This window comes from Planktothricoides raciborskii GIHE-MW2, assembly GCF_040564635.1.
GTDB classification, from domain to species: Bacteria; Cyanobacteriota; Cyanobacteriia; order Cyanobacteriales; family Laspinemataceae; genus Planktothricoides; species Planktothricoides raciborskii.
The window spans coordinates 1,563,064-1,585,285 of sequence record NZ_CP159837.1 but is presented as its reverse complement, the minus strand read 5'-3'; the positions used below and the strand labels follow the sequence as shown (position 1 = coordinate 1,585,285).

The window sequence follows — 22,222 nt, the reverse complement described above, 5'->3', positions numbered from 1 at the left end:
TTTTTGGCCTTAAGTCATCAAACCTTGGAAAAATGGCCGAAAGCAGTTGGGACGATCTAGACAAAACCCCTTAAAATGTGGTGGATTTAAAGAGTCACTGTCAAATGTCGATTTTAAATGACTATCACCGGGCTACTTTGCCCGGACAGGTCTAGATAGACCGGCTCGACTCTGACTCATCTGACTAACATCTGACTAAATTGAGTAAGTAAAATCGTAGAATTTGCCGCTTAATATTGTTATGAGTGATTGGTTATTCGTTATTTGAACCGATCATCCCCAATAGCCAATAGCCAATAGCCAATAACCAATAACCACCAACCAACAACCAATAACAGTAGGGGCGAAATGTTTCGCTCCCAGCAAAATTAATCATAGCTGATAACCGATAGCAAATAGCTGATAGCTAAGAGAAGATTTGCGTAAATTCTGTTAGCAAATAATTCTACTCAGTCAAAAATATTCCGTGGGAGTATATACTTATGCCTCGTCGCGACGATATCAAAAAAATTCTCCTCATTGGTTCCGGCCCGATTATTATTGGTCAAGCTTGTGAGTTTGACTACAGCGGCACCCAAGCTTGCAAGGCTTTGAGACAAGAAGGATATGAAGTGGTACTGGTGAACTCCAACCCAGCCACGATTATGACCGACCCGGAAACCGCTGACCGGACTTATGTGGAACCCCTGACCCCAGAAATGGTGGAAAAGGTGATCGCCAAAGAACGTCCCGATGCGATGCTGCCGACAATGGGGGGTCAAACCGCTTTAAACATTGCGGTTGACCTGTCCAAAAATGGCGTGTTAGACAAGTATGGGGTGGAACTGATTGGGGCGAAGTTACCGGCCATTGAAAAAGCCGAGGACCGGCAGCTTTTTAAAGAAGCGATGGAAAAAATCGGCATCCAATGCTGCCCGTCAGGAATTGCCCATAATATTGATGAAGCCAAGACGGTGGCACAACAAATTGGCAGCTATCCGCTGATTATCCGTCCGGGTTTTACCCTAGGGGGCACCGGGGGTGGCATTGCCTACAACCAAGAAGAATTTGAAGAAATGGCCCAAGCAGGGATTGATGCTTCCCCAGTTTCCGAGATTTTGATTGAGCAATCTCTGTTGGGTTGGAAAGAGTATGAACTTGAGGTGATGCGGGATCTGGCGGACAATGTGGTGATTATTTGCTCCATTGAAAACCTGGATCCGATGGGGGTGCATACGGGGGATTCGATTACGGTGGCTCCAGCCCAAACCCTGACGGATAAAGAATATCAGCGGTTGCGGGATGCCTCGATCGCCATTATTCGGGAAATTGGCGTAGAAACTGGCGGGTCGAATATTCAGTTTGCGGTCAATCCGGTGAACGGGGATGTGGTGGTGATTGAGATGAACCCACGGGTATCTCGGTCTTCAGCCTTAGCGTCCAAAGCCACGGGATTTCCGATCGCCAAATTTGCGGCTAAATTAGCGGTGGGCTATACCTTGCCGGAAATTTCTAACGATATTACCCAAAAGACTCCAGCCAGTTTTGAACCCACCATTGACTATGTGGTGACGAAAATTCCTCGGTTTGCCTTCGAGAAATTCCCCGGAAGCAAGCCGGTTTTAACCACCCAGATGAAGTCCGTGGGCGAAGCGATGGCGATCGGGCGGACGTTCCAAGAATCCTTACAAAAAGCCTTAAGGAGTTTGGAAATTGGCCGCTTTGGTTGGGGGTGCGATCGCGACGAAGTGCTCCCCAGCTTAGGACAAATTAGCGCCGGGTTGCGTACTCCCAACCCAGACCGCATCTTTACCCTGCGTCATGCCATGCTCATGGGGATGAGTAATCAGGAAATCTATGAAATCACCGGCATTGACCCGTGGTTCTTAGATAAAATGAGCGATTTACTGGAAACCGAAAAATTCCTCAAACGCACTCCCCTGAAAAATCTCACCCAAGAGCTTATGTTTGAGATTAAGCGTCAGGGATATAGCGATCGGCAAATTGCTTATGCCACCAAGACCACCGAAGACCAAGTGCGGGTTTACCGGAAACAACTCGGCGTCACCCCCGTGTACAAACTGGTAGACACCTGTGCCGCTGAATTTGAAGCTTATACGCCGTATTATTACTCCACCTACGAACCGGAAACCGAAGTCAGGAGCTCCGACAAACCCAAGGTAATGATTCTCGGTGGTGGCCCGAACCGCATTGGTCAAGGGATTGAATTTGACTACTGCTGCTGTCATGCTTCTTATGCTCTGCGGGCTAACGGCTATGAAACCATCATGGTCAACTCCAACCCGGAAACCGTCTCCACGGACTACGACACCTCAGACCGGCTTTACTTTGAACCTCTGACCAAAGAGGATGTGCTGAATATTATTGAAGCGGAAAATCCCCAAGGGGTGATTATTCAATTTGGCGGTCAAACCCCGTTGAAATTGGCCGTACCCATTGAGAAAGCCCTGAACGATCCGGAAACCTACGGCTTAACTCCGGGCTTAGATACGAAAATTTGGGGCACCTCTCCTGACTCTATTGATATTGCCGAAGACCGGGAACGCTTTGAGAAAATCCTCCGAGAGCTGAATATTAAGCAGCCCCCCAACGGTCTTGCCCGCAGCTACGAGGAAGCCCTGGCGATCGCCCAAAAAATCGGCTATCCGGTGGTGGTGCGTCCGTCTTATGTGTTAGGGGGACGGGCAATGGAAATCGTCTATTCCGATAGTGAACTGGAACGGTACATGACCCTCGCGGTGCAGGTAGAACCGGACCACCCGATTTTAATTGATGGCTTCTTGGAAAATGCCATTGAGGTGGATGTGGATGCGATCGCTGATGCTACGGGCAATGTAGTCATTGGCGGCATCATGGAACACATCGAACAAGCCGGGGTTCACTCTGGGGACTCCGCTTGTTCTATTCCCGCGATCACCCTATCCCCCTCGGTGATGAATAAGATCCGCACTTGGACTTATCAAATTGCCAAAGCCCTCAAAGTGGTGGGCTTGATGAATATTCAATATGCGGTGGCGGGCGCCAGCGGCTATGACCCACAAGTTTATATCTTGGAAGCCAACCCCCGCGCTTCTCGGACTGTACCCTTTGTCTCTAAGGCGATCGGCGTCCCCTTGGCCAAACTCGCCTCCCGGATCATGGCCGGGGAAACCCTACAATCTCTCGGATTTACCGCTGAAGTCATCCCCGAACATATTGCCGTGAAAGAAGCGGTGCTGCCCTTTAATAAATTCCCTGGTGCCGATACCTTACTTGGCCCAGAAATGCGCTCCACTGGGGAAGTAATGGGCATTGACATCGATTTTGGCAAGTCATTTGCCAAAGCAGAGATGGCCGCAAGTGTGAAACTAGCTACCGGGGGGACGGTGTTTGTTTCCATGAGCGATCGCGACAAAAATGCGGTGGTTCCCGTGGTCAAGGAGTTAGTCCAGTTGGGCTTTAAGGTAGTGGCCACCTCCGGGACGCGACGAGTCTTACAGGAAAACGGCATTAATGACGTAGATTTAGTGTTGAAAATCTATGAAGGTCGCCCGAATGTGATCGACTGGATTAAGAATGAAAACATTCAATTTATTATCAACACTCCTTCTGGGGAAGATGCCCAAGCGGAAGGCCGACGCATTCGTCGTACTGCCCTGGATTACAAACTGCCGATTATCACCACCATTGCTGGAGCCAAGGCTACGGTAGCGGCCATTCGCACCCTGAAATCCCAACCCCTAGAGGTGAAAGCACTTCAGGAATATATTGGTTAGGTTAGTTGATTTTCCTCCGGTCTAACCGATCCCAAACCCCCCCTGCCCGATGGCGGTCAAAGGGGGGTTTTTTCATTCAAAAAAACCGGGTTTTTTGTTGCCTCTGGACTTTTGGGATATTCATCAATTGCTGTTATCATCGCCATCAGAATAATTGATGTTTAAATCCTTGGCAAAAGATTAATTTTTTCTAAAATTATTTCCGTTTTACCCCGTCACTTTTTTCGGCGGCATAATTTTTTGCCAAAAAAATAAGTAATTTTTACTCAAATCATCAGAAAAACCAATGAAATTAGCCAGTTTTCCCCGGATTTTCCGCAGCGGGGATTTCCGAATTAGAATAAACTGATGTTTCTACCTTCTCTAAAGAGCAAAGTTACTCAAAAATAACAGAGTATTCACTTGATATCTACATCATTAACCAATTTCATTTAACCGTCATTTTCCCCGGAATCGCCAGGAAAACATAGCCCGGAAAACCTCGATATCGCAAGCATAATCATGGCCGATCGCCCTCTCATTGTTCGTGACAAATCGCCAATCACGGATCCGGCTCATTTCCGGAGCGTTGACAAAAAAAATCTTCAAAATGTTTTCCATGATGCATTTATCTGGGTGATTCCTGGGTAATCTCTAGCATAATTCTGACTTTTCTGAGGAGAAAGGGTGCGGAGGACTAGACAATTTTTTAATAAATGTTACAATTGTTAACATACCAGCGATAGCGATGCGTAGCATTATCGCAGGCTCAACGGACGAGATACTCTGCCGACAATATATGCAAACCTTGACATTTCAACCGACTAAAGTATCCGTCGGTACAGGAAATCAAGCCGTGAGTCAGTGATATTCAACTCCCGTATCCATTTGCTGATATTGGGAAAACTGCGATCGAAATAGATTTGTGACGGATGTTTGGTCAGAGGGAAAATTTTATTTTTCCTCAATTCACTTGTTTAACTTTTTAATTTATCGTTGTCAGAAAAATTCCCGAAAATAACTGAAGGGGAAGAAAATCCAGACAGATTCATAGTAGGCATCCAACAAGCAGTGAAATCAATCCCATTGATTTCTCAGGATCATCTTTCCATTTCCCTTAATTAACCACTGGATAAATTGGGTTCAACTGTCGTTAATCATAATTAATTTATTGCCATGAAAATCGGTCAAAGTTCTACAGACTTAGTACGCACCTATCTGCGAGAAATTGGGAAGGTTCCTTTGTTAACCCATGAACAAGAAATTGTTCTGGGTAAGCAGGTGCAGCGATTAACCTCCCTGCAACAACTTAAACAAGAATTGGCGGAAAAATTACATCGAGAACCCACTGATGAAGAATGGGCGATCGCCGCAGAAATTACCGAAGCCGACCTGTCTCAAGCGATCGCCCAAGGTAAAATTGCCAAGCGAAAAATGGTGGAAGCGAATTTGCGCTTAGTGGTTTCGGTGGCGAAAAAATATATTAAACGGAATGTGGATTTGCTGGATTTAATTCAAGAAGGCACCATTGGAATGCAGCGCGGTGTGGAAAAGTTCGATCCGAGTAAAGGTTATCGGTTTTCCACTTATGCCTACTGGTGGATCCGCCAAGCAATTACTCGGGCGATCGCCGAAAAAGGTCGCACCATTCGTCTGCCCATTCACATTACGGAAAAACTGAATAAAATTAAAAAAGCGCAACGCCAACTCTCCCAACAACTGGGGCGGGCAGCCACCATTGATGAGTTGGCCGCCGAACTGGAAATGACCGGCAAACAAATTCGGGAATACCTAGAACGAGCCAGACATCCCTTGTCCTTAGATTTACGAGTCGGGGATAACCAGGATACGGAACTGGGAGAATTGCTGGAAGATACCGGCCCGTCACCGGAAGATTACGCCACTCAAGCCTCGTTGCGATCGGACTTAGAAAACATGATGGCGGAATTAACTCCCCAACAAAGAGAAGTCCTCGCCTTGCGATTTGGTTTGGAAGACGGACAGGGCATGACTTTGGCCAAAATCGGCGATCGGCTAAAAATTAGTCGGGAACGGGTGCGGCAAATTGAACGGGAAGCCCTGGCCAAATTACGCAAGCGCAAAGCGGATATGAACGAATATGTCGCCAGCTAACTAGAATGAATTTTGCCCACCCTACATTAATGGGGAAAACTTTGCCCACCTTACTACTGGTAGGGTGGGCAAAATCTTGCCCACCCTACATTAATGAATTTTGCCCACCCTACATTAATGGGGAAAACTTTGCCCACCTTACTACTGGTAGGGTGGGCAAAATCTTGCCCACCCTACATTAATGGGGAAAATCTTGCCCAGCCTACTGGTAGATTTAAAATAAAAAGTTAGAATATTAGTAGATAACCCGTCTATGGGAGATCGGTTAATCCTACCTGCGGATTAACCGATCATTGCTAAATTAAAAATGAGCTTACTGAAAAGTCTTTGATAATAGTATCCTTTAGCAATTTGTGAGCAGGTCTTTGATCTCGGAGGTTATGCGCCATGAATAATTCGTCGAATCAATTTCCAGAATTTACCAACCATGACCGTGAGGGCAATAATTTGCTCTGGCAATATGTCCAATCTATGAGTCCAGAAACCATTTCTCAGTTATCCCAGCCTACCACCAATGAAGTCTTTCAAGTGATTGAGCGAAATATTATGGGACTGTTAGGGAATTTACCACCCGAACATTTTGGGATGATGGTGACTACCAGTCGGGAACATTTGGGCAGATTACTAGCTTCGGCGATGATGAGCGGTTATTTCCTCAGAAATGCCGAACAACGGATGTCTTTTGAGCGATCGCTGCAATTAAATGAGCCGAAATCTTCCCACGGGGATCAGTTTTAAACTTATTCGCTTGTGTTCCGTTGACTCCATGATCCCAGTCATTTATGTCCAACCCGCATTATTGATATTCTCAACATCGCTACAAGCGAGCAAGGCAGGCTCCCAGAACAGTCTGCCTGATTTTGTTTTGTTTAACTGACTCAAACCCCTGCCTCAAACCCCTGCCTCAAACCCCTGCCTCAAACCCCTAACTCAAGCAACAACCAAAAATACTTATGAGTGAAACCCTGACACCGATTCCCCATAAATGCATTGGCGTTGCCGTGATTTGGAACGATCGCGGACAAATTTTAATTGACCGCCGCAAAGCCCATGGACTTCACGGTGGTTTATGGGAATTTCCCGGCGGCAAAATTGAACCGGGAGAAACCGTAGAAGCTTGTATTCAGCGAGAAATTAGGGAAGAATTAGGCATAGAAATCGCCGTCCAAGCGCACCTGATTACCGTAGAGCACACCTATTCTCATTTTCGAGTTTCCCTGATGGTGCATCATTGCCGTCACTTGGCGGGGGAACCGCAACCGTTAGAATGTGATGAAGTCCGTTGGGTCAACTTGGATCAGTTGGAGCAATTTACCTTTCCTCAAGCAAATGTGAAGATTATTGAAGCATTGAAGGGTTAGCCAAGGCCAAAGATTTTTTGCCCACCAGCCAATAAGCGATCATCTCTCCCCGACCCTTGACCGAAATCGCTCCCCTGGGTTCTAAGATATATTGCTCTTTTAAATGGTTATATGTTGTTTCTGTCACCTGAATATAGCCCGGTTTGCCGTGAGATTCCATGCGGGAAGCGACATTCACCGCATCGCCCCACAGGTCATAAATAAATTTCTTGATGCCAATGACTCCGGCAATTACCGGGCCAGTATTAATGCCAATGCGGATTTGTAGGGCATGACCTAAATCCCTGGGCATATTGGCCATGTAAGCTTGCATTTCTAAGGCCATTTCCGCGATCGCGATCGCATGATCTCCACGGGGAATCGGTAATCCCCCGACCACCATATAAGCATCGCCAATGGTTTTGATTTTTTCTAGGCCATGCTTTTCCGTCAACCCATCAAAGGCGGAGAAAATTTGATTTAGTCCGGCCACTAATTGCATCGGTTCCATCTCCGCCGAAAGACTGGTAAATCCGACAATATCCGCAAACAGAATGGTCACTTCTTCAAAATGTTCCGTGGGGGATTCATCTCTTTTTAAGCGATCGGCAATTTCCACCGGCAAAATATTCAGTAACAGTTGTTCCGATCGCTCTTTTTCTTGACTCAATTGCCGCGTGCGTTGTTCCACCCGGTTTTCTAATTCTTCATTTGCCAAACGTAAAGCTTCTACGGAATCTTTTAGTTGTGCGGTCATCCAATTAAAAGAACTGCTCAATCGATCCACTTCAATAATGGGACTATGTTGAATATATTGATTCAAATCACCATCAGCCATCGCTTTTGAGGCTTTGGTAATTTGTTGGATGGGATTGGTAATCCAACTCACGGTCAACATCCCAAAGGCGATCGCGATCGCCAATGCCAGCAAACACAACACGAATGTATTGCGAGTATTCTCATTGATTTGATCCATAAAGTCCGCTTCCGGGACAACCACCACAATCAACCAATTCAACCCATATTTATCTCTTAGAGGGGAAAGTTTGAGAAAATAGCGTTGATTATCCAGTTGAAAATCTAATTGCGTTGCCTCTTGAAGCGTGGGCAAATCCTGAATTTTGCGGCGGAGAAAATCGATACTCGCACGCATAATGGGATCGCTACTTTCTTGGGCGGTCAGACGCCTTTGGGAACTATCTTTGCCCACGGTTAGGGGTTGGTCTTTCAAAGAACTAGCAATAAGTTCTCCCGAAGGTTCAATTATAAACACCTGACCAGACCGCCCCACCTGCAACGTCTGCAAAAAACCCTGAATTTGATCGAGTCCCATCTGACAAGTGAAAATCCCCAGCAACTTTCCCGGCTCATCGTAGTAGGGAGAACTGGCATTAATTTGTAGTGAACCATAGCCAAAATTAATATAAACTTCACTCCAAGCGGCTCGATTATTTTTCAGCACCGTCTCATAAAGGGGACGCTTACGGACATCATAATTCGGAGTCTTTTTAGCCACCTCAGTGGGATTACCATTCTGGTCAAGTAGGTAATAAATTAAATCGCCGGTTCCCCATTCTAATTGTTCGGCCAGTTGCGGTTGTTCGTCCCCCACCGAACGGTTGACCCAGCCCATGCGTAAATATTGTCCATCCTCGTTCCCTATTCCCGCATGACCAATGGTTGGAAAACGCTGCACCTGGTTCCAAAAATAACGCCGCAAATAGTCTCTATCGATGGCTAAGTCATAAAAATCTAGCAACCCTAACCGCGCCGCATCTTCATTGATTTGATTCACCAGGGGTGGTGTAGCCAGATAGACTTGAACCCGTTCTCTAACTCGAGAACTAATTTCCCCTTGTAGCTGACCCACTAAGTCGGTGACAACCCGTTGACCATTGCGGAAAGAAAGATACCCCACTAAGCCAACCGTGGCGATAATTTGAATCAGAAACGGGACAACAAGAGTGGTGCGGAGGAAAAATTTGCCCATGCTGGCTGATTTGGGTAGGGTCATAAATTTGGGAGATAAACATCTAATTTATATCTAATTTATTAAGGATCAATCGATTCTTTGGCACTACTTTCGAGATATTCTAAAGTGCCAAGCAGACGCATGGCTGATTCATAAGCTTCTTGGGTTAATTCCCGCCGTTCTTCCGCTGAATCAGCAGCATTGTCCACCAGTAACCGGAGAAATCCAATCATCGGGTTTAAACGGGTGCGGATTTCATAAGAAGAATTCATTAAAGTTTCATTGCGAGCTCGTTTTAGCAACAGTTCTTGTGAGTCTTTGGAAAATTGCAGGGAGTATAAGTGAGTATAGCGACCACCTTTCTTTAAGAGTTCTATATGAGTGCCGATTTCGATGATTTTTCCTTTTTCCAGGACGACGATTTGATCGGCTTTTTGGACGGTGGAGAGTCGGTGGGCAATGACGATGCTGGTGCGATCGCTGCTTAACCGTTCGATCGCTTGTTGGACTAAATGTTCGGAAACCGTATCCAGGGCGCTGGTGGCTTCATCTAAGACCAAAATATCCGGATTACTCAACAGGGCACGGGCGATCGCAATGCGTTGTCGTTGTCCCCCGGAAAGCATCACCCCGCGATCGCCAATTTCCGTATCAAACCCCTGGGGCAACTGCACAATAAAATCATAAGCATTCGCCTGCTTTGCCGCTTGAATAATTTCCGCTTCACTGGCATCAGGACGGGGATAACTAATATTATTTCGCACCGAATCATTAAACAAAAAAGTTTCCTGACTCACAATCCCCATTGCTTTTCGCAGGGTGGTAAAGTCATAATCTCTTAAATCAATTCCATCAATGGTAATTTTTCCAGCGGTTGGATCGTAAAATCTGGGCACTAAATCCGCCAAAGTCGATTTTCCTGCCCCCGATCCCCCCACTAAAGCCAAAGTCGTGCCTCGAGGAATCGTTAAATTAATCTCATCTAACACCAATTCTGAACTACTCGGATAAGAAAAAGAGACGCCCTCAAACCGAATTTCTTTTTGAATTCCCTGGTAGGGAATATAACCATTTTGCATGATCGGCTTATCATCAAGGCGCAAAAATTCACTCACAATCACAGCCCCAGGGACCGCATTAGCAAATCGGCTACGGGTACTATTTAATTGTCCCACCACCACCATCATCCGATTCAGCACAAATAAATAAGTTAAGAGAACCGCAGACAATGAATCGATCTGATTGGCAAACAGAACCCTACCGATCGCAATCATGGCTAACAAGGCACTCACTGCGCTAATTTCATTAATTGGGGCAGTTAGGGCATAGTTCATCTCGGATTTTAATTCAGCTTCTTCCCGATCCAGAATTCTTTGCACAATAATGTCATATTCTCTAGCTTCACTGCTAGTTGATTTCACCAGACGAATTCCATTTAATATTTCTATAAATTTCCCCGAAAATGCTCTCGATGATTGGGACAAAAAATCTCCATATTTTTGCGATCTATTAATCACAAACTGAGACAAAACAGGCACCCAAACTAAAATAAATGGAGCGACTAATGTTAGCTGCCAGGAAATCGAGATCAGAATAGCAATAAATACTAAAATAGTAATGCCATGAACCACCATTTGAATTCCCAAGCGAATGGCACCCGCTGCACGGCTCACTTCTTGGCCAATGGAATTGATCACATCGCCAATTTTAGTTTTAGAGTAAAAATCCAGGTCTACATCTAATAGTAACTTGATCGCCGCAAGGCGAATATCTCTCACCAATTGTTTGGACACATAAGCAGAAGCCACAGTGCTGGCATAGATCGCACCATTCTTTAACAAAATACCTAGCAGAATGATGCCCATCATATATAGGAGGCGATACTTAGCCGGGAGGTTATCGAATAGGGATAGAGTGTAGCGCAGAAAAGGGGGAGCTTGTTCAAATTTCAGTTCTTGTCCTAAAAATCCCAGTAACAATGGTACAATCAGAGTTGTACTCACCCCATTGAACAAAGCACCGGTCCAACCTAGGATAATCGTGATGAGAATCCAGACCGGCTGTCTGCGAGCAAATTTTAGGAGAAATTTATATGGAGTCATTATTGCCTGCGGAGGGTTTCGATGGGTTAATCAATCCCCAATGAGCGGTGAAATATGGATATTCACCAATAACCTTAGCAAAATTACCGAACTTCGTCACTCGATCGCCTCAACTCTACAAATTCTCAGAGAGGCTGCTTAAATCTACTCTAGGAAGTTTTCAGCAAAAAAATCTTCAGGGAAATATCAGTAATGGTTTTGCCAGTTCGATGCGATCCGCTTGCGGAGGACAAGGGAATCGCTGGCTCTATTGGCTCAATTAATTCAGATTATAAACCAGAGATTAACAATTCTAAAGATGCCGCCATTGCGTCTAAACTATAAAATTGAACGCATTTTTTCCGAGCATTCATACCTTTTTGATTAGCCAACTCAAAGTCTTGGAAAATATTGGCAATTGCCCGGGCAATTTGTTCCGGGGAATTGGGTTCAACCAAATACCCAGTGTCCCCTAATATTTCGGGAATATCCCCAACTTTTGTCGATAAAACAGGTTTGGCCATCGCCATGCCATCGGTTAACTTTAGGGGAAACTGGGCTCTGGCGGTCAAGGTATCTCGTTGAGGCACCACCACCAGATGAGCAGCGGCCAAAATTTCCGGCATCTTCTCCACTGGACTCTTGGGAATTTTGACAATCCAACGTCCCCATTTTTCCATGAGGCGATCGTCATAGTCATCATAAGGGCTGCCGCCGACAATGGCTAACCGGAAATCCGGCTGATTTAATCGATCTAAAGCCATTAAAACATCTTCTACTCCTTTGTGGGGTCGCGGGGCGCCGGGAAACATCAAAATTCGATAACCAGAAAGTCCATATTTTTCTCGACTCGCGGCGGGGTGGTACTTTTCCGGGTCAAACATATCTGTGTCTTTGCCATTGGGAATATAAATTCCGCCAAAGCGGTCTTGTAAAAACTGCGTATCAATGGTGATGGCATCAGCGAGGTGAACCCAGTTTTCGATCCACTTCACATACAAGGGATGATCGGGCGATCGCAATTGGCCATTTTCTTTAAAAATATCGCGATAAAATTGCTTCAGAGAACCGGGGCGATATTGCCAATCATCCCCCCCATACCAACTCAATTCCCAGTCATCCATATCTAACAATAAAGGACGACGGGTTTGCAGTTTCTTCAGCAGGGATACGCCAAAGCTAGTGGGCTTGGGTTTGACCGCATAAATAATATCTCCATCAATTTTTTGCAGCAGCTTTTGGGCAGCTTTCAGGAAACCGGGATAATTTTCTCCCGCTACCTCATCCACGGAGAAACCCTGGGGCGGAATCGCGTAAATTTCTTTACCAAATTGAAAGCCAATCACTTGGACTTGATAGTTCAGTTGTTTTAGCACTTGCCCCAGGAGAAACGCCCGAATTGCTCCTCCCCCGGATAAATCACTGACGACTAAAGATACTTTCACCAAGATTTCAAATAACTCCTTAGCTTATATTTGCTTGAGATTGACTGTATGCTCAAATGCTTTTATCATAATAATTTTTTATTTTTGATTGGATTATTTTTTTAACCCTAGCTTGGCTATAAAATTAATCACTTTCTTCGAGCGCGGTCCTTGGTATTTTTCATATAATAAAAAGCTGGGAATGAGCGATCGCACCCCATAAGCCAACCTAAGTCCAGTAGACCCGGAAATTTGCCAGCGCATATTCCAGATTTTGAGCGCGATCGGGACTTCGAGGATATTGACTAAACGGTCAAAAGTTGCTGATTTTTTATCCCGAATCGCCTCATTCACCAGAAACTCTAAGCCAATATTACAAAGTTTCCGTAAACTTGGCTGTTCTCGATAAACCTTTTCATAAAATAACAGATAATAATTCTGCATATAGTTCCAACTGTTCGTGCGATTTCCCTGGTGTTTTGTATAGAATGCCCCCACCATCGGGGTATAAACAAAAGTGACACCGTTCACCAGAATATCCACCCCAAAGTATCTATCTCCCAGGGCTTTCATCTCTGCGGGAAACTGACATTTTTGGAAAATACTGCGTTTCATCAACATACATTGTTGCAGGGCAGGATGGGGTGAATTTGCCAAAAAATCGGGAATCAATAACCGTTTAATTAATTGCTCTCGGTTCAATTTACCGATAATATTGGGCTGTCTGTCCACAATCTTTTCATCCGCATCAATAAACACTCGCTCGTAATCGCAATAAAAGACAATTTCTTGATTTTCCCAACCCTTTAAATGCTCTAACTGAAATCGGGTTTTATCTTCCTGGATCCAATCATCCGCATCCAGACATTGAATCCATTCTCCTTGCGCTTCTTTTACCCCAAAATTGCGGGCTGCGGGCAAACCACCATTCTCTTTATAGCAATATCTGACTCGCGAATCTAGAGCCATTAAATTCTCCGCCACCTGCCGAGTATTATCCGTGGAACCATCATCCACAATCAAGCATTCTAGGTCAGTAAAAGTTTGGGCTAAAACACTTTTAACTGACCTTTCCAGGTAGTGAGATTGATTATAACAATTGATAATGATTGATACTAGGGGAGCCATCTTACCACCTGACTGAAGAACCATGATTTTTAATGTTGGCTATTAATGCTGCCTAGACTTAACCATGACGTTTTTGATGCCATTGCCAAGCATGAGCAATAATATCCTTTAAATCTGAGTATTGGGGCGACCATCCTAAGATTGTTTTGGCTTTTTCGCTACTACCCACGAGCACCGGAGGATCTCCCGGACGGCGATCGCTCTCTACCACTTTAATCTTTTTACCCGTAATTTTTTCTGCTTGTAAAATCACTTCTCTAACGGAAAAACCGCCGCCATTGCCTAAGTTAAAAAAGTCTGTATTTCCTCCATTGATCAGATACTCTAAACCTAAAATATGGGCGCTGGCCAAATCATTCACATGAATATAATCTCGGATACAAGTGCCATCGGCAGTCTCATAATCCGTGCCAAAAATTCCAATAGAGTCTCGTTTGCCCAAAGCAGTTTGTAACACTAAAGGAATGAGATGAGTTTCTGGGTTGTGATCTTCTCCCAGTTGGCCATTTGGGTCAGCCCCAGCCGCATTAAAATAGCGAAAACTTACGGATTTGAAATCATAAGCTGGGTCAAAGTCTTGGAGAATTCTTTCCACCATTAATTTAGTCGCCCCGTAGGGATTAATCGGATTTTGGGGATGGTCTTCTGTGAGAGGAATTCTGTGGGGAATGCCATAAGTAGCGCAAGTAGAAGAAAAGACAAATTTCTTCACGTTTGCCGCCACCATCGCTTCTAAAAGAGTGAGAGTACCCACCACATTATTATGATAATATTTGGCTGGTTCTGTGACAGATTCTCCCACATAAGCATAGGCGGCAAAGTGCATCACAGCGGCAATATCATGGGTAGAAAAAATGCGGTCTAACAAAGGGCGATCGCAGGTATCCCCGACCACCAATGGCACCTGTAAAACTTCCTCAACAATTTCTTGATGACCGTAGACCAAATTATCAAGAATCAGCACATCGTAACCGGCTTGTTTCAGGGCTAAAACTGCATGGGAGCCAATATATCCAGCGCCCCCAGTCACTAAAATCATTTGTTTTTTGTTACTCACTTGCAAATTCCTTATATTGTTTCAGTGGCTTAATATTTACCAAACAATTCTTAGAGAGCGACTAAAGATCGATAATTTTGATGCGCCCGCTTTGGATATGATCGAAGATCCGATTGATTTGTCGGCGATCTTCCTCGGTAAGATTCTTATCCCTTAGCATAGCAGAGGTGAGTTGTAACTGTTCCCTTCTGCCAATTTCATTGGATTCGACAATTCGTGTAATCAGTTGATGAATGTTTGAACTGACGGGAATTGGATTTTGTCTAACCATAGGGAATGATCTAGCGATCGGTCTTAACCGGATAGTGAGTATTCATTATTGTACTACTGAGGATTGATTTTTCTTTGTCCCCCGGAAGCAGATTAAAATTTAACTGAATAAATTTCCGCTCATGGAGGCATGGTTCTATGCAAATTTATCGAATTCCGGCGCTGTCTGATAATTATATTTTCTTAATATACGACGCTCAGAAAAATATTGCGGCTGTGGTGGATCCGGCGGTGGCTCCCCCGGTGTTACAAAAGCTTGAAGAACTAGGGGCTGAGTTGGTGGCAATTTTTAACACCCATCATCATAGCGATCATGTGGGGGGCAACCGATCGCTGATGGAACGCTTCCCCAATCTGATCGTGTACGGGGGGGCAGAGGATCGGGGACGAATTCCTGGTCAGCAAGTCTTTCTTGAGGAAGGCGATACCGTGGAATTTGGCGATTCCCGCAAGGGATCCGCTTCGCGGAATCGCACAGGTCAAGTGTTCTTTGTTCCCGGACATACTCGCGGTCACATTGCCTACTATTTTCCGCCCAATGCGGTCGAAGACACCGGCCATTTATTCTGTGGAGATACCTTATTTGCTGGAGGTTGTGGCCGATTATTTGAAGGCACCCCCGCACAAATGGTCAACTCCCTGAGCAAACTACGCAATTTACCGGACTCGACGCAAGTTTGGTGTGCCCATGAGTACACCCTCGGTAATCTGCAATTTGCCATAACCGTCGATGGGGATAACCCAGATTTACAACAGCGCTTTGCTGAAGTGAAAACCGCGCGATCGCTATCTCAACCCACCGTCCCATCAATTCTGGGGCTGGAAAAACGCACCAATCCTTTCTTGCGCTGGGATCAACCGGCATTACAGTCAGCGGTAGACAGCCAAGACCCAGTACAAACCTTTGCCCGTCTGCGGGGTCGCAAAGATATTTTTTAAGCTGACCCAGACCCTGGGGTGTGGGGCCGCCATCGGTGTAGGGTGTGGGGTGTGTGGGAAGCCGCCATCGAAGTGTGGGGTGTGTGGGGAAGAGAGAAAAGAGAATAGAGAAAAGAGAATAGAGAATTTTCCTATGCATCCTATGCATCCTATGCATCCTATGCATCCTATGCATCCTCTTCCCCTACACCCTACACCCTACACCCTACACCCTACACCCTCTCAAACCCCTACACCCTACACCCTACACCCTACACCCTCTCAAACCCCTACACCCTACACCCTCTCTACACCCTACACCCCGCAATTTATTACGAATTTTCAATTAGCAATAAATTATTAACCTGAATTGCGATCGCGGTCAAAATCGGTTATGCTGGGAGATTGTGGCCTCGGCATACCCGATTTGCTCACAACTTCAACCACCAATAGTCGCCCCGCCAACGAACAGGAGAGGCCATATTTTTCAACGTTCAACAGAAGTTGTAGCAAGTTGTGTGGAGATTTCATCAAAATCTTGACACAGCCAGCGGTCAAATTATCACCCCTTAAAATTATTACCCATAGAGGAGAAACTATTGTGTCTAAACGGGTTCCATTACTCTTAAATAAAGATGTCAAAAAACTAGGAAAAGCCGGTGACTTAGTGGAAGTTGCCCCTGGATATGCTCGCAATTATTTATTGCCCCAAGGCATGGCTTATCGCGTCACTCCGGGAGTCTTAAAACAAGTCGAAAGACGCAAAGAAGAAGAACGGAAGCGCATTTTGGCGGAAAAAGAAGCTGCAAAATCTCGCAAAACTGCCCTGGAAACTATTGGTCGCTTTACCATTGCCAAGCGCGTGGGAGAAGGGGAGGCAATTTTTGGCACCGTCACCGATCGCGAAGTGGCAGAAGTGATTCTCAAGATTACTTCTCAGGAAGTCGATCGCCGGGGCATTACTCTACCAGATATCAGCAAATTGGGTTTCTACAAAGTCCAAATCAAACTACACCCAGAAGTTACCGCCGAAGTGGAAATTCAGGTGGTTGCTGAATAATTATATCAGCAATCAGTAGGGGTGATTCGCGAATCACCCCTACGGGTAATTCGCGAATTACCCCTAATTTCCCAAATCACCCCTAGACTGAAGTCTGACCGATGAAAGATCAAAGCCGATCACTATTATTATGGTTGACCTAGTTAAGTTCCAAGGCAATAGCGGTAATCGCTTACCTCCACAAAATATCGAAGCGGAGGAATCAATTTTAGGCGCCATATTGCTCGACCCGGAAGCGATCAGCAAAGTGGCAGATGTTCTGCCCAAAGACGCATTTTCTATCACCGCCCATCAAGAAATTTATCAAGCTTGTTTAACCCTTCAGCTTCAAGGGAAACCCACGGATTTGATGACCGTCACCACTTGGTTATCCGATCGCCGTCTCCTAGAAAAAATTGGCGGTCAAATTAAATTAGCCCAACTGATCGATCGCACCGTTTCCTCGGTCAACGTTGACCTGTATGCTTTGTTAGTAGTTGATAAATGGATTCGCCGCAAATTAATCCATGCGGGTCACGAAATTGCCGAACTAGGGTATGATACCGCCACGGAATTACCGGAAATATTAGATAAAGCGGAACAAAGCATCTTTGGACTAACTCAAGAACGCCCCCAACAAGGTCTAGTTTCTATCTCAGAAACCCTGGTGCAAACCTTTGAAACCATTGAAATTTATCAGCAAGGTTTAGCAATTCCTGGACTGCCTTGTGATTTTTATGATTTAGATGCCATGACCGGCGGTTTTCAGCGTTCAGATTTAATTATTGTCGCCGGTCGTCCGTCAATGGGCAAAACCGCTTTTTCTATCGGCGTTGCTTATAATATTGCTTCAATTCATGAGTTACCCGTGGCGATTTTTAGTTTAGAAATGTCCAAAGAACAGCTAGTACAACGGATGCTTTCGGGAGAGGCAGGAATTGAAAGTAACCGCCTGCGAGCGGGTCGAATTAGTCAGAATGAATGGGAACCTTTAAGTCGGGCGATCGCTACCTTATCAGAACTGCCAATATTTATTGACGATAGCCCCAATCCTACGGTGACAGAAATTCGCTCCAAATGTCGGCGGCTTCAGTCAGAACAGGGGGGAAAGTTAGGATTAATTTTGATCGATTATTTACAGTTAATGGAGGGAAGTAGTCCAGATAATCGAGTTCAAGAATTATCCAGAATTACTCGCGGACTGAAAGGTTTAGCCCGGGAATTGAATGTGCCGATTATTACTTTATCTCAGCTTAGTCGTGGGGTAGAATCCCGCACGAATAAGCGACCGATGATGTCAGATTTGCGCGAGTCTGGTTGCTTAACCGGAGATACTTTAATTCCTTTAGTGAATAATCGGAATCAGCAGCTACCGATTCGAGACTTTATCGACAAAATCGGCAAATCTCGGTTGAAAGTTTGGGCAGTGAATGAAGCGACGATGATGTTAGAACCAGCCCTGGTTCATCATGCTTTTTCCACGGGAGTTAAACCCGTCTTTAGACTAACTACCCATGATGGGCGATCGCTTCGGGCTACGGGAAATCACAAGTTTCTCACAATGGCTGGGTGGCAACCTTTGGATGAATTGGCGAATGGCGATCGCATCGCCATTCCCATCGATCAATTCCAGAAATCCCTGCAATATTTCAAAATTTATTGGGATGAAATCATCTCCATAGAAGCAGATGGAGAAGAAGAAGTTTATGACCTGACCGTCGATTTTCATCACAACTTTGTGGCCAATAATATCATCGTTCACAACAGCATTGAGCAAGACGCCGATTTAGTCATTATGTTGTATCGGGAAGAATATTACAATCCCGATACCCCCGATCGCGGCATTGCGGAGGTGATTATTACCAAACATAGAAATGGACCAACGGGAACGGTGAAACTATTGTTTGATTCCCAGGTGACTAAATTTAAGAACTTAGCCAGAAGATAACCACCCCATCAATAAATACCCTCGTTTTTTTGATATTTTTGATATTTTTGATATTTATGTGCCTTATTAACTTGAAATAATTTAGCTAATTACTTGAAAATTAGGTTTTTTTCTGCTTTAATTAAAATTAATTAAAATTAAATCAACAGGAAGAGATTATGTCAAATTTATCAGAAAATGATCCGTCAGAAACTTTATTAAATCAGCCCGAAACCAGTAATGATGAAGCGGAAATTATCAAGCCGCGATCGCTTATAGAAAAAACCTTAAAAATTTATACCGTAAAAATTGCCAATTTTCTGGCAAAATATGACTGGATTACTCCCAATCGGATTTCTATCCTTTCTGCCTTATTTGGCGGCCCATTAGCCTGCTGGTTAATTCTAGAAAATTACTATTTAATCGCCGTTGCGGTCATTATCATCAGTGGCATTTTTGATGATTTGGATGGAGACTTAGCTAGGGCAAAAGGTGTCGCATCTAAGGAAGGAGCAATTTTAGACAGTGTATTAGATAGATACGTTGATTTTTTTATCATCACCGCCCTAATTTTCCTCGACCCTAGTCAACATTTAATTCCCGGTTTATTGGCCATGTTTGGCGGCATGATGGTTCCCTATATTCGCGCCAGAAGTGAAGCGGAAGGAAAAAGCGTAGTAGCAGCAGCAATTGGAAATCGTACCGCCCGATTTATTCTAATTATTTTGGGGATTTCAACTCAACAGTTTTTCCCATTACTGATTCTTTTAGCCGTAACTTCTAATATTGCCGCATTCCAGAGATTATTTTTTGCCTTAAAAACCTCTATCTATTAGTTATTAGTTGTTTGTTATTGGTTATTGGTAAAGCTATCCTCAAATAACCAGTAACCAATAACCAATAAATAATAATCAACAAATAATCAACAAAATTATTTAGGTTTTTCCGATTCTGATAACGGAGGCAATCGCCAAATTTTAATAGTTTTATCTGGACTGCCAGTGACAATGGTTTGATTATCAGGACTCAGGGCGAACACACTAATATATTGTTCATGTCCCAATAACACTTTTTCCAGTTTTCCGGTATTTAAATTCCAAATATTGAGGTTGTTGCCACTGGTTGCTAATAGCTGACCATCAGGGGCGATCGCCACTGACCGAAACCAACTATTATCCCCCGTTAACTGATATTTTTGTTGACCCGTTTTCAGATCCCAAACAATCACCGTATTATCACGACTGCCACTCGCCACCAACTGACTATCGGCACTAAATGTCACCGATAAAACTGCATTCCCATGACCTTGTAGTTTTCTTACTCTTGTGCCGGTAATCGCATCCCAAATTTGAATTGTTCTGTCAGAACTGCCACTGGCAATTAATCGGCCATTCGGACTCCAGGCGATCGCATTCACCGCATCTTGATGGCCGGAAATTGTCCGCAAACGAACCCCATCGCTTAAATTCCAAAATCTAATCGTTCTGTCCGCCGAACCACTAGCCAAAATCTGACCATTGGGACTAATTGCTAAAGCATTAACCGGGCCGGAATGGGCTGGAATCGATTGAAGCAGTTCCCCGGTTTGAAAATTCAAAATGCGGATCGTCGTATCTTCGCTACCACTGGCTAAAATCTGACCATTCGGGCTAATAGCCAAAGCATTAACCCAGGATCGATGGGCATCTAATTCTTTGACCTGCACTCCAGTCTGAAGATTCCAAATGCGGATTTTCCCATAACTACCACTAGCAAACATGGGAATTCTAGACTCAGGCCCCATCGCCAAAGACTGAATTTGGCCTACACCCGTCAAGCTCTTTTGTAAAAAAACACTACTCGGTAAACTGACAATCAAGGAGATGGGACTGGCGGGGAAAAAACCATAGCGCCAATACCCATAAACCTGCGATCCCAATAGACTCAAAATCAAAAGCGTAAGCATCAGTCCCCAAGGGATTTTCTTCGGGGGTTGATATGGCGTATATGGTTGAACCCGAGAAACTTGTTTAATCTTGGAAGCAGAAGCGCGAGAACCCAGAGAAGAAACAGATGTTGGCGTATTTCTGGTAGGGCTCATCTTCGTAGGATTTTTCCCCGTATTCCGGTTGAATCCTCCGGTGTTTTTTTGGCTGACCAAAGATGGCTCAGATTCATCGGCATCACTACTAGGTGAAGCGTGTTTCAATTCCTCCAAACAACGGATGATCGCTTGAGCATTTTGAGGCCGTTTTCCCGGAAAACTGGCCATCAGATAATCAATCACATCGGCAAAACCATCAGAAATTTGGGGGGCACTTCTGCGCCAAACTAATTTACCCGTGCGAGGATGTTCAGAAAAAGAAGTGGGGGATTTCCCCGTGATTAAAAAGACAAAAGTCCGACCCAGAGAATAAAAATCCGATTGCGGCACCGCTTTACCATTCGCTTGTTCTGGTGCCGTATATCCCGGTGAAACAATCCCGGTAATATTTTGCCCTTGTCCCACTTTGGCAAAATAGGTGTTGGTGACTTCTCTCGCGGCGCCAAAGTCAATCAGCACCAGTTGCCCATTGCGTTTAATCATAATGTTCAAGGGCTTGATATCTCGATGGAAAAATTGCTCTTGGTGGACAACACTTAAAATTTCCGAGAGTTGTTTTAACCAATCGATCGCCAACTCCTCAGTGATCGGTTTATTGCGCCGCTTTTTCATCCACTCCCGCAGGTTCAATCCGTTGATTTTCTCCATCACCAGAGCGTGTAATGGATCTTGCCCCTCCGGGAGGGGAATCTCAAAATACCCATCGGGCTGGACTTTGGGAATACCCGGACAATCCAGCCGCATCATCACATCGGCTTCTTGTTTAAAAAGTTTGATTGCTTTCTCGTGATTTTGCAGCAAAACTTTGAGGACTCTGGGGATCCCGCGATCATCGACTTCATAAGTTTTACCAAAGCCACCACTGCCGATCTCTCTAGAGATTCGATAGCGACCTTGGATCAGCAACTCCGTACCACAGTGAACACAGTGGTTCTGGTTTTGGTTGGCCGGATCATCGGGCTGGGGGCACTTGGGATTAACGCAATAACTCACGATCAAGAACTCAACTACATTGCTGCGCTTCCATCAACACTATAACTTGTCAGCATCCGGTTTCGCTGAAAGGGTGATTGCAATTTTACTAATATTTGTTATTCGTTATTCGTTATTCGCTCA

The 22,222-nt window shown here is 44.8% G+C and carries 15 protein-coding genes; 9 read left to right on the top strand and 6 right to left on the bottom strand.

The features are described 5' to 3' along the window. The first annotated feature begins 482 nt into the window (after nucleotides 1-482). From carB to mutT, 4 genes are all read left to right on the top strand, one after another. Nucleotides 483-3,755 carry a carbamoyl-phosphate synthase large subunit gene (carB, locus tag ABWT76_RS06735; RefSeq protein WP_190877808.1) on the top strand — a complete coding sequence of 1,091 codons (3,273 nt, stop codon included), beginning with the start codon at nucleotides 483-485 and terminating at the stop codon, nucleotides 3,753-3,755. Nucleotides 3,756-4,910: 1,155 nt separating this feature from the next. Then, nucleotides 4,911-5,867, top strand: coding sequence for an RNA polymerase sigma factor, RpoD/SigA family (locus tag ABWT76_RS06730; protein ID WP_054466744.1), 957 nt, complete (start codon nucleotides 4,911-4,913; stop codon nucleotides 5,865-5,867). A 387-nt stretch (nucleotides 5,868-6,254) separates the two neighbouring features. Then, on the top strand, nucleotides 6,255-6,605 hold the full coding sequence (locus tag ABWT76_RS06725; protein ID WP_054466743.1) for a DUF760 domain-containing protein: 351 nt from the start codon (nucleotides 6,255-6,257) through the stop codon (nucleotides 6,603-6,605). Nucleotides 6,606-6,820: 215 nt separating this feature from the next. Further along, nucleotides 6,821-7,228 (top strand): 8-oxo-dGTP diphosphatase MutT, encoded by a 408-nt coding sequence (mutT, locus tag ABWT76_RS06720; RefSeq protein WP_054466742.1) that lies wholly within the window; start codon nucleotides 6,821-6,823, stop codon nucleotides 7,226-7,228. Here mutT and ABWT76_RS06715 read toward each other — a convergent pair. The 5 genes from ABWT76_RS06715 to galE form a co-directional block, all read right to left on the bottom strand. Next, nucleotides 7,206-9,221, bottom strand: coding sequence for an adenylate/guanylate cyclase domain-containing protein (locus ABWT76_RS06715; RefSeq protein WP_054466741.1), 2,016 nt, complete (start codon nucleotides 9,219-9,221; stop codon nucleotides 7,206-7,208). The two genes, mutT and ABWT76_RS06715, sit on opposite strands and share 23 nt — an antisense overlap. 38 nt (nucleotides 9,222-9,259) lie before the next feature. Beyond that, entirely contained in the window at nucleotides 9,260-11,281 is a 2,022-nt protein-coding gene (locus tag ABWT76_RS06710) for an ABC transporter ATP-binding protein (protein ID WP_054466740.1), read from the bottom strand. A 269-nt stretch (nucleotides 11,282-11,550) separates the two neighbouring features. Continuing rightward, a complete protein-coding gene (locus tag ABWT76_RS06705; RefSeq protein ID WP_054466739.1) occupies nucleotides 11,551-12,705 on the bottom strand; it encodes a glycosyltransferase family 4 protein in 1,155 nt (384 codons plus the stop codon). Nucleotides 12,706-12,798: 93 nt separating this feature from the next. Then, nucleotides 12,799-13,812, bottom strand: a complete 1,014-nt coding sequence (locus ABWT76_RS06700; protein ID WP_190877868.1) for a glycosyltransferase family 2 protein — start codon at nucleotides 13,810-13,812, stop codon at nucleotides 12,799-12,801. A 58-nt stretch (nucleotides 13,813-13,870) separates the two neighbouring features. Continuing rightward, nucleotides 13,871-14,851: a UDP-glucose 4-epimerase GalE gene (galE, locus tag ABWT76_RS06695; RefSeq protein ID WP_156331793.1), complete on the bottom strand. Its 981-nt coding sequence runs from the start codon at nucleotides 14,849-14,851 to the stop codon at nucleotides 13,871-13,873. 426 nt (nucleotides 14,852-15,277) lie between these two features. On the opposite strand from galE, the gene gloB reads away from it, so the two are divergent. The 5 genes from gloB (at nucleotide 15,278) to ABWT76_RS06670 (ending at nucleotide 19,859) form a co-directional block, all read left to right on the top strand. After that, nucleotides 15,278-16,078 carry a hydroxyacylglutathione hydrolase gene (gloB, locus tag ABWT76_RS06690; protein WP_054466735.1) on the top strand — a complete coding sequence of 267 codons (801 nt, stop codon included), beginning with the start codon at nucleotides 15,278-15,280 and terminating at the stop codon, nucleotides 16,076-16,078. A gap of 133 nt (nucleotides 16,079-16,211) precedes the next feature. After that, nucleotides 16,212-16,421: a hypothetical protein gene (locus tag ABWT76_RS06685; RefSeq protein ID WP_354635824.1), complete on the top strand. Its 210-nt coding sequence runs from the start codon at nucleotides 16,212-16,214 to the stop codon at nucleotides 16,419-16,421. Nucleotides 16,422-16,658: 237 nt separating this feature from the next. Continuing rightward, on the top strand, nucleotides 16,659-17,117 hold the full coding sequence (gene rplI / locus ABWT76_RS06680) for a 50S ribosomal protein L9 (RefSeq protein ID WP_054466794.1): 459 nt from the start codon (nucleotides 16,659-16,661) through the stop codon (nucleotides 17,115-17,117). A 130-nt stretch (nucleotides 17,118-17,247) separates the two neighbouring features. Next, complete coding sequence (dnaB, locus tag ABWT76_RS06675) at nucleotides 17,248-19,044, top strand: replicative DNA helicase (RefSeq protein ID WP_054466734.1); 1,797 nt, start codon at nucleotides 17,248-17,250, stop codon at nucleotides 19,042-19,044. 158 nt (nucleotides 19,045-19,202) lie between these two features. Then, nucleotides 19,203-19,859, top strand: coding sequence for a CDP-alcohol phosphatidyltransferase family protein (locus ABWT76_RS06670; RefSeq protein WP_054466733.1), 657 nt, complete (start codon nucleotides 19,203-19,205; stop codon nucleotides 19,857-19,859). A 95-nt stretch (nucleotides 19,860-19,954) separates the two neighbouring features. Here ABWT76_RS06670 and ABWT76_RS06665 read toward each other — a convergent pair whose 3' ends face one another. Then, nucleotides 19,955-22,099: a protein kinase gene (locus ABWT76_RS06665; RefSeq protein ID WP_190877812.1), complete on the bottom strand. Its 2,145-nt coding sequence runs from the start codon at nucleotides 22,097-22,099 to the stop codon at nucleotides 19,955-19,957. Between the last annotated feature and the right edge of the window lie 123 nt (nucleotides 22,100-22,222).

Excerpts from the sequence above, each read along its gene's own strand:
- carB (WP_190877808.1), top strand. The coding sequence starts at position 483 with ATGCCTCGTCGCGACGATATCAAAAAAATTCTCCTCATTGGTTCCGGC.
- ABWT76_RS06730 (WP_054466744.1), top strand. The coding sequence starts at position 4,911 with ATGAAAATCGGTCAAAGTTCTACAGACTTAGTACGCACCTATCTGCGA.
- ABWT76_RS06725 (WP_054466743.1), top strand. The coding sequence starts at position 6,255 with ATGAATAATTCGTCGAATCAATTTCCAGAATTTACCAACCATGACCGT.
- mutT (WP_054466742.1), top strand. The coding sequence starts at position 6,821 with ATGAGTGAAACCCTGACACCGATTCCCCATAAATGCATTGGCGTTGCC.
- ABWT76_RS06715 (WP_054466741.1), bottom strand. The coding sequence starts at position 9,221 with ATGACCCTACCCAAATCAGCCAGCATGGGCAAATTTTTCCTCCGCACC.
- ABWT76_RS06710 (WP_054466740.1), bottom strand. The coding sequence starts at position 11,281 with ATGACTCCATATAAATTTCTCCTAAAATTTGCTCGCAGACAGCCGGTC.
- ABWT76_RS06700 (WP_190877868.1), bottom strand. The coding sequence starts at position 13,812 with ATGGCTCCCCTAGTATCAATCATTATCAATTGTTATAATCAATCTCAC.
- galE (WP_156331793.1), bottom strand. The coding sequence starts at position 14,851 with ATGATTTTAGTGACTGGGGGCGCTGGATATATTGGCTCCCATGCAGTT.
- gloB (WP_054466735.1), top strand. The coding sequence starts at position 15,278 with ATGCAAATTTATCGAATTCCGGCGCTGTCTGATAATTATATTTTCTTA.
- ABWT76_RS06685 (WP_354635824.1), top strand. The coding sequence starts at position 16,212 with ATGCATCCTATGCATCCTATGCATCCTATGCATCCTATGCATCCTCTT.
- dnaB (WP_054466734.1), top strand. The coding sequence starts at position 17,248 with ATGGTTGACCTAGTTAAGTTCCAAGGCAATAGCGGTAATCGCTTACCT.
- ABWT76_RS06670 (WP_054466733.1), top strand. The coding sequence starts at position 19,203 with ATGTCAAATTTATCAGAAAATGATCCGTCAGAAACTTTATTAAATCAG.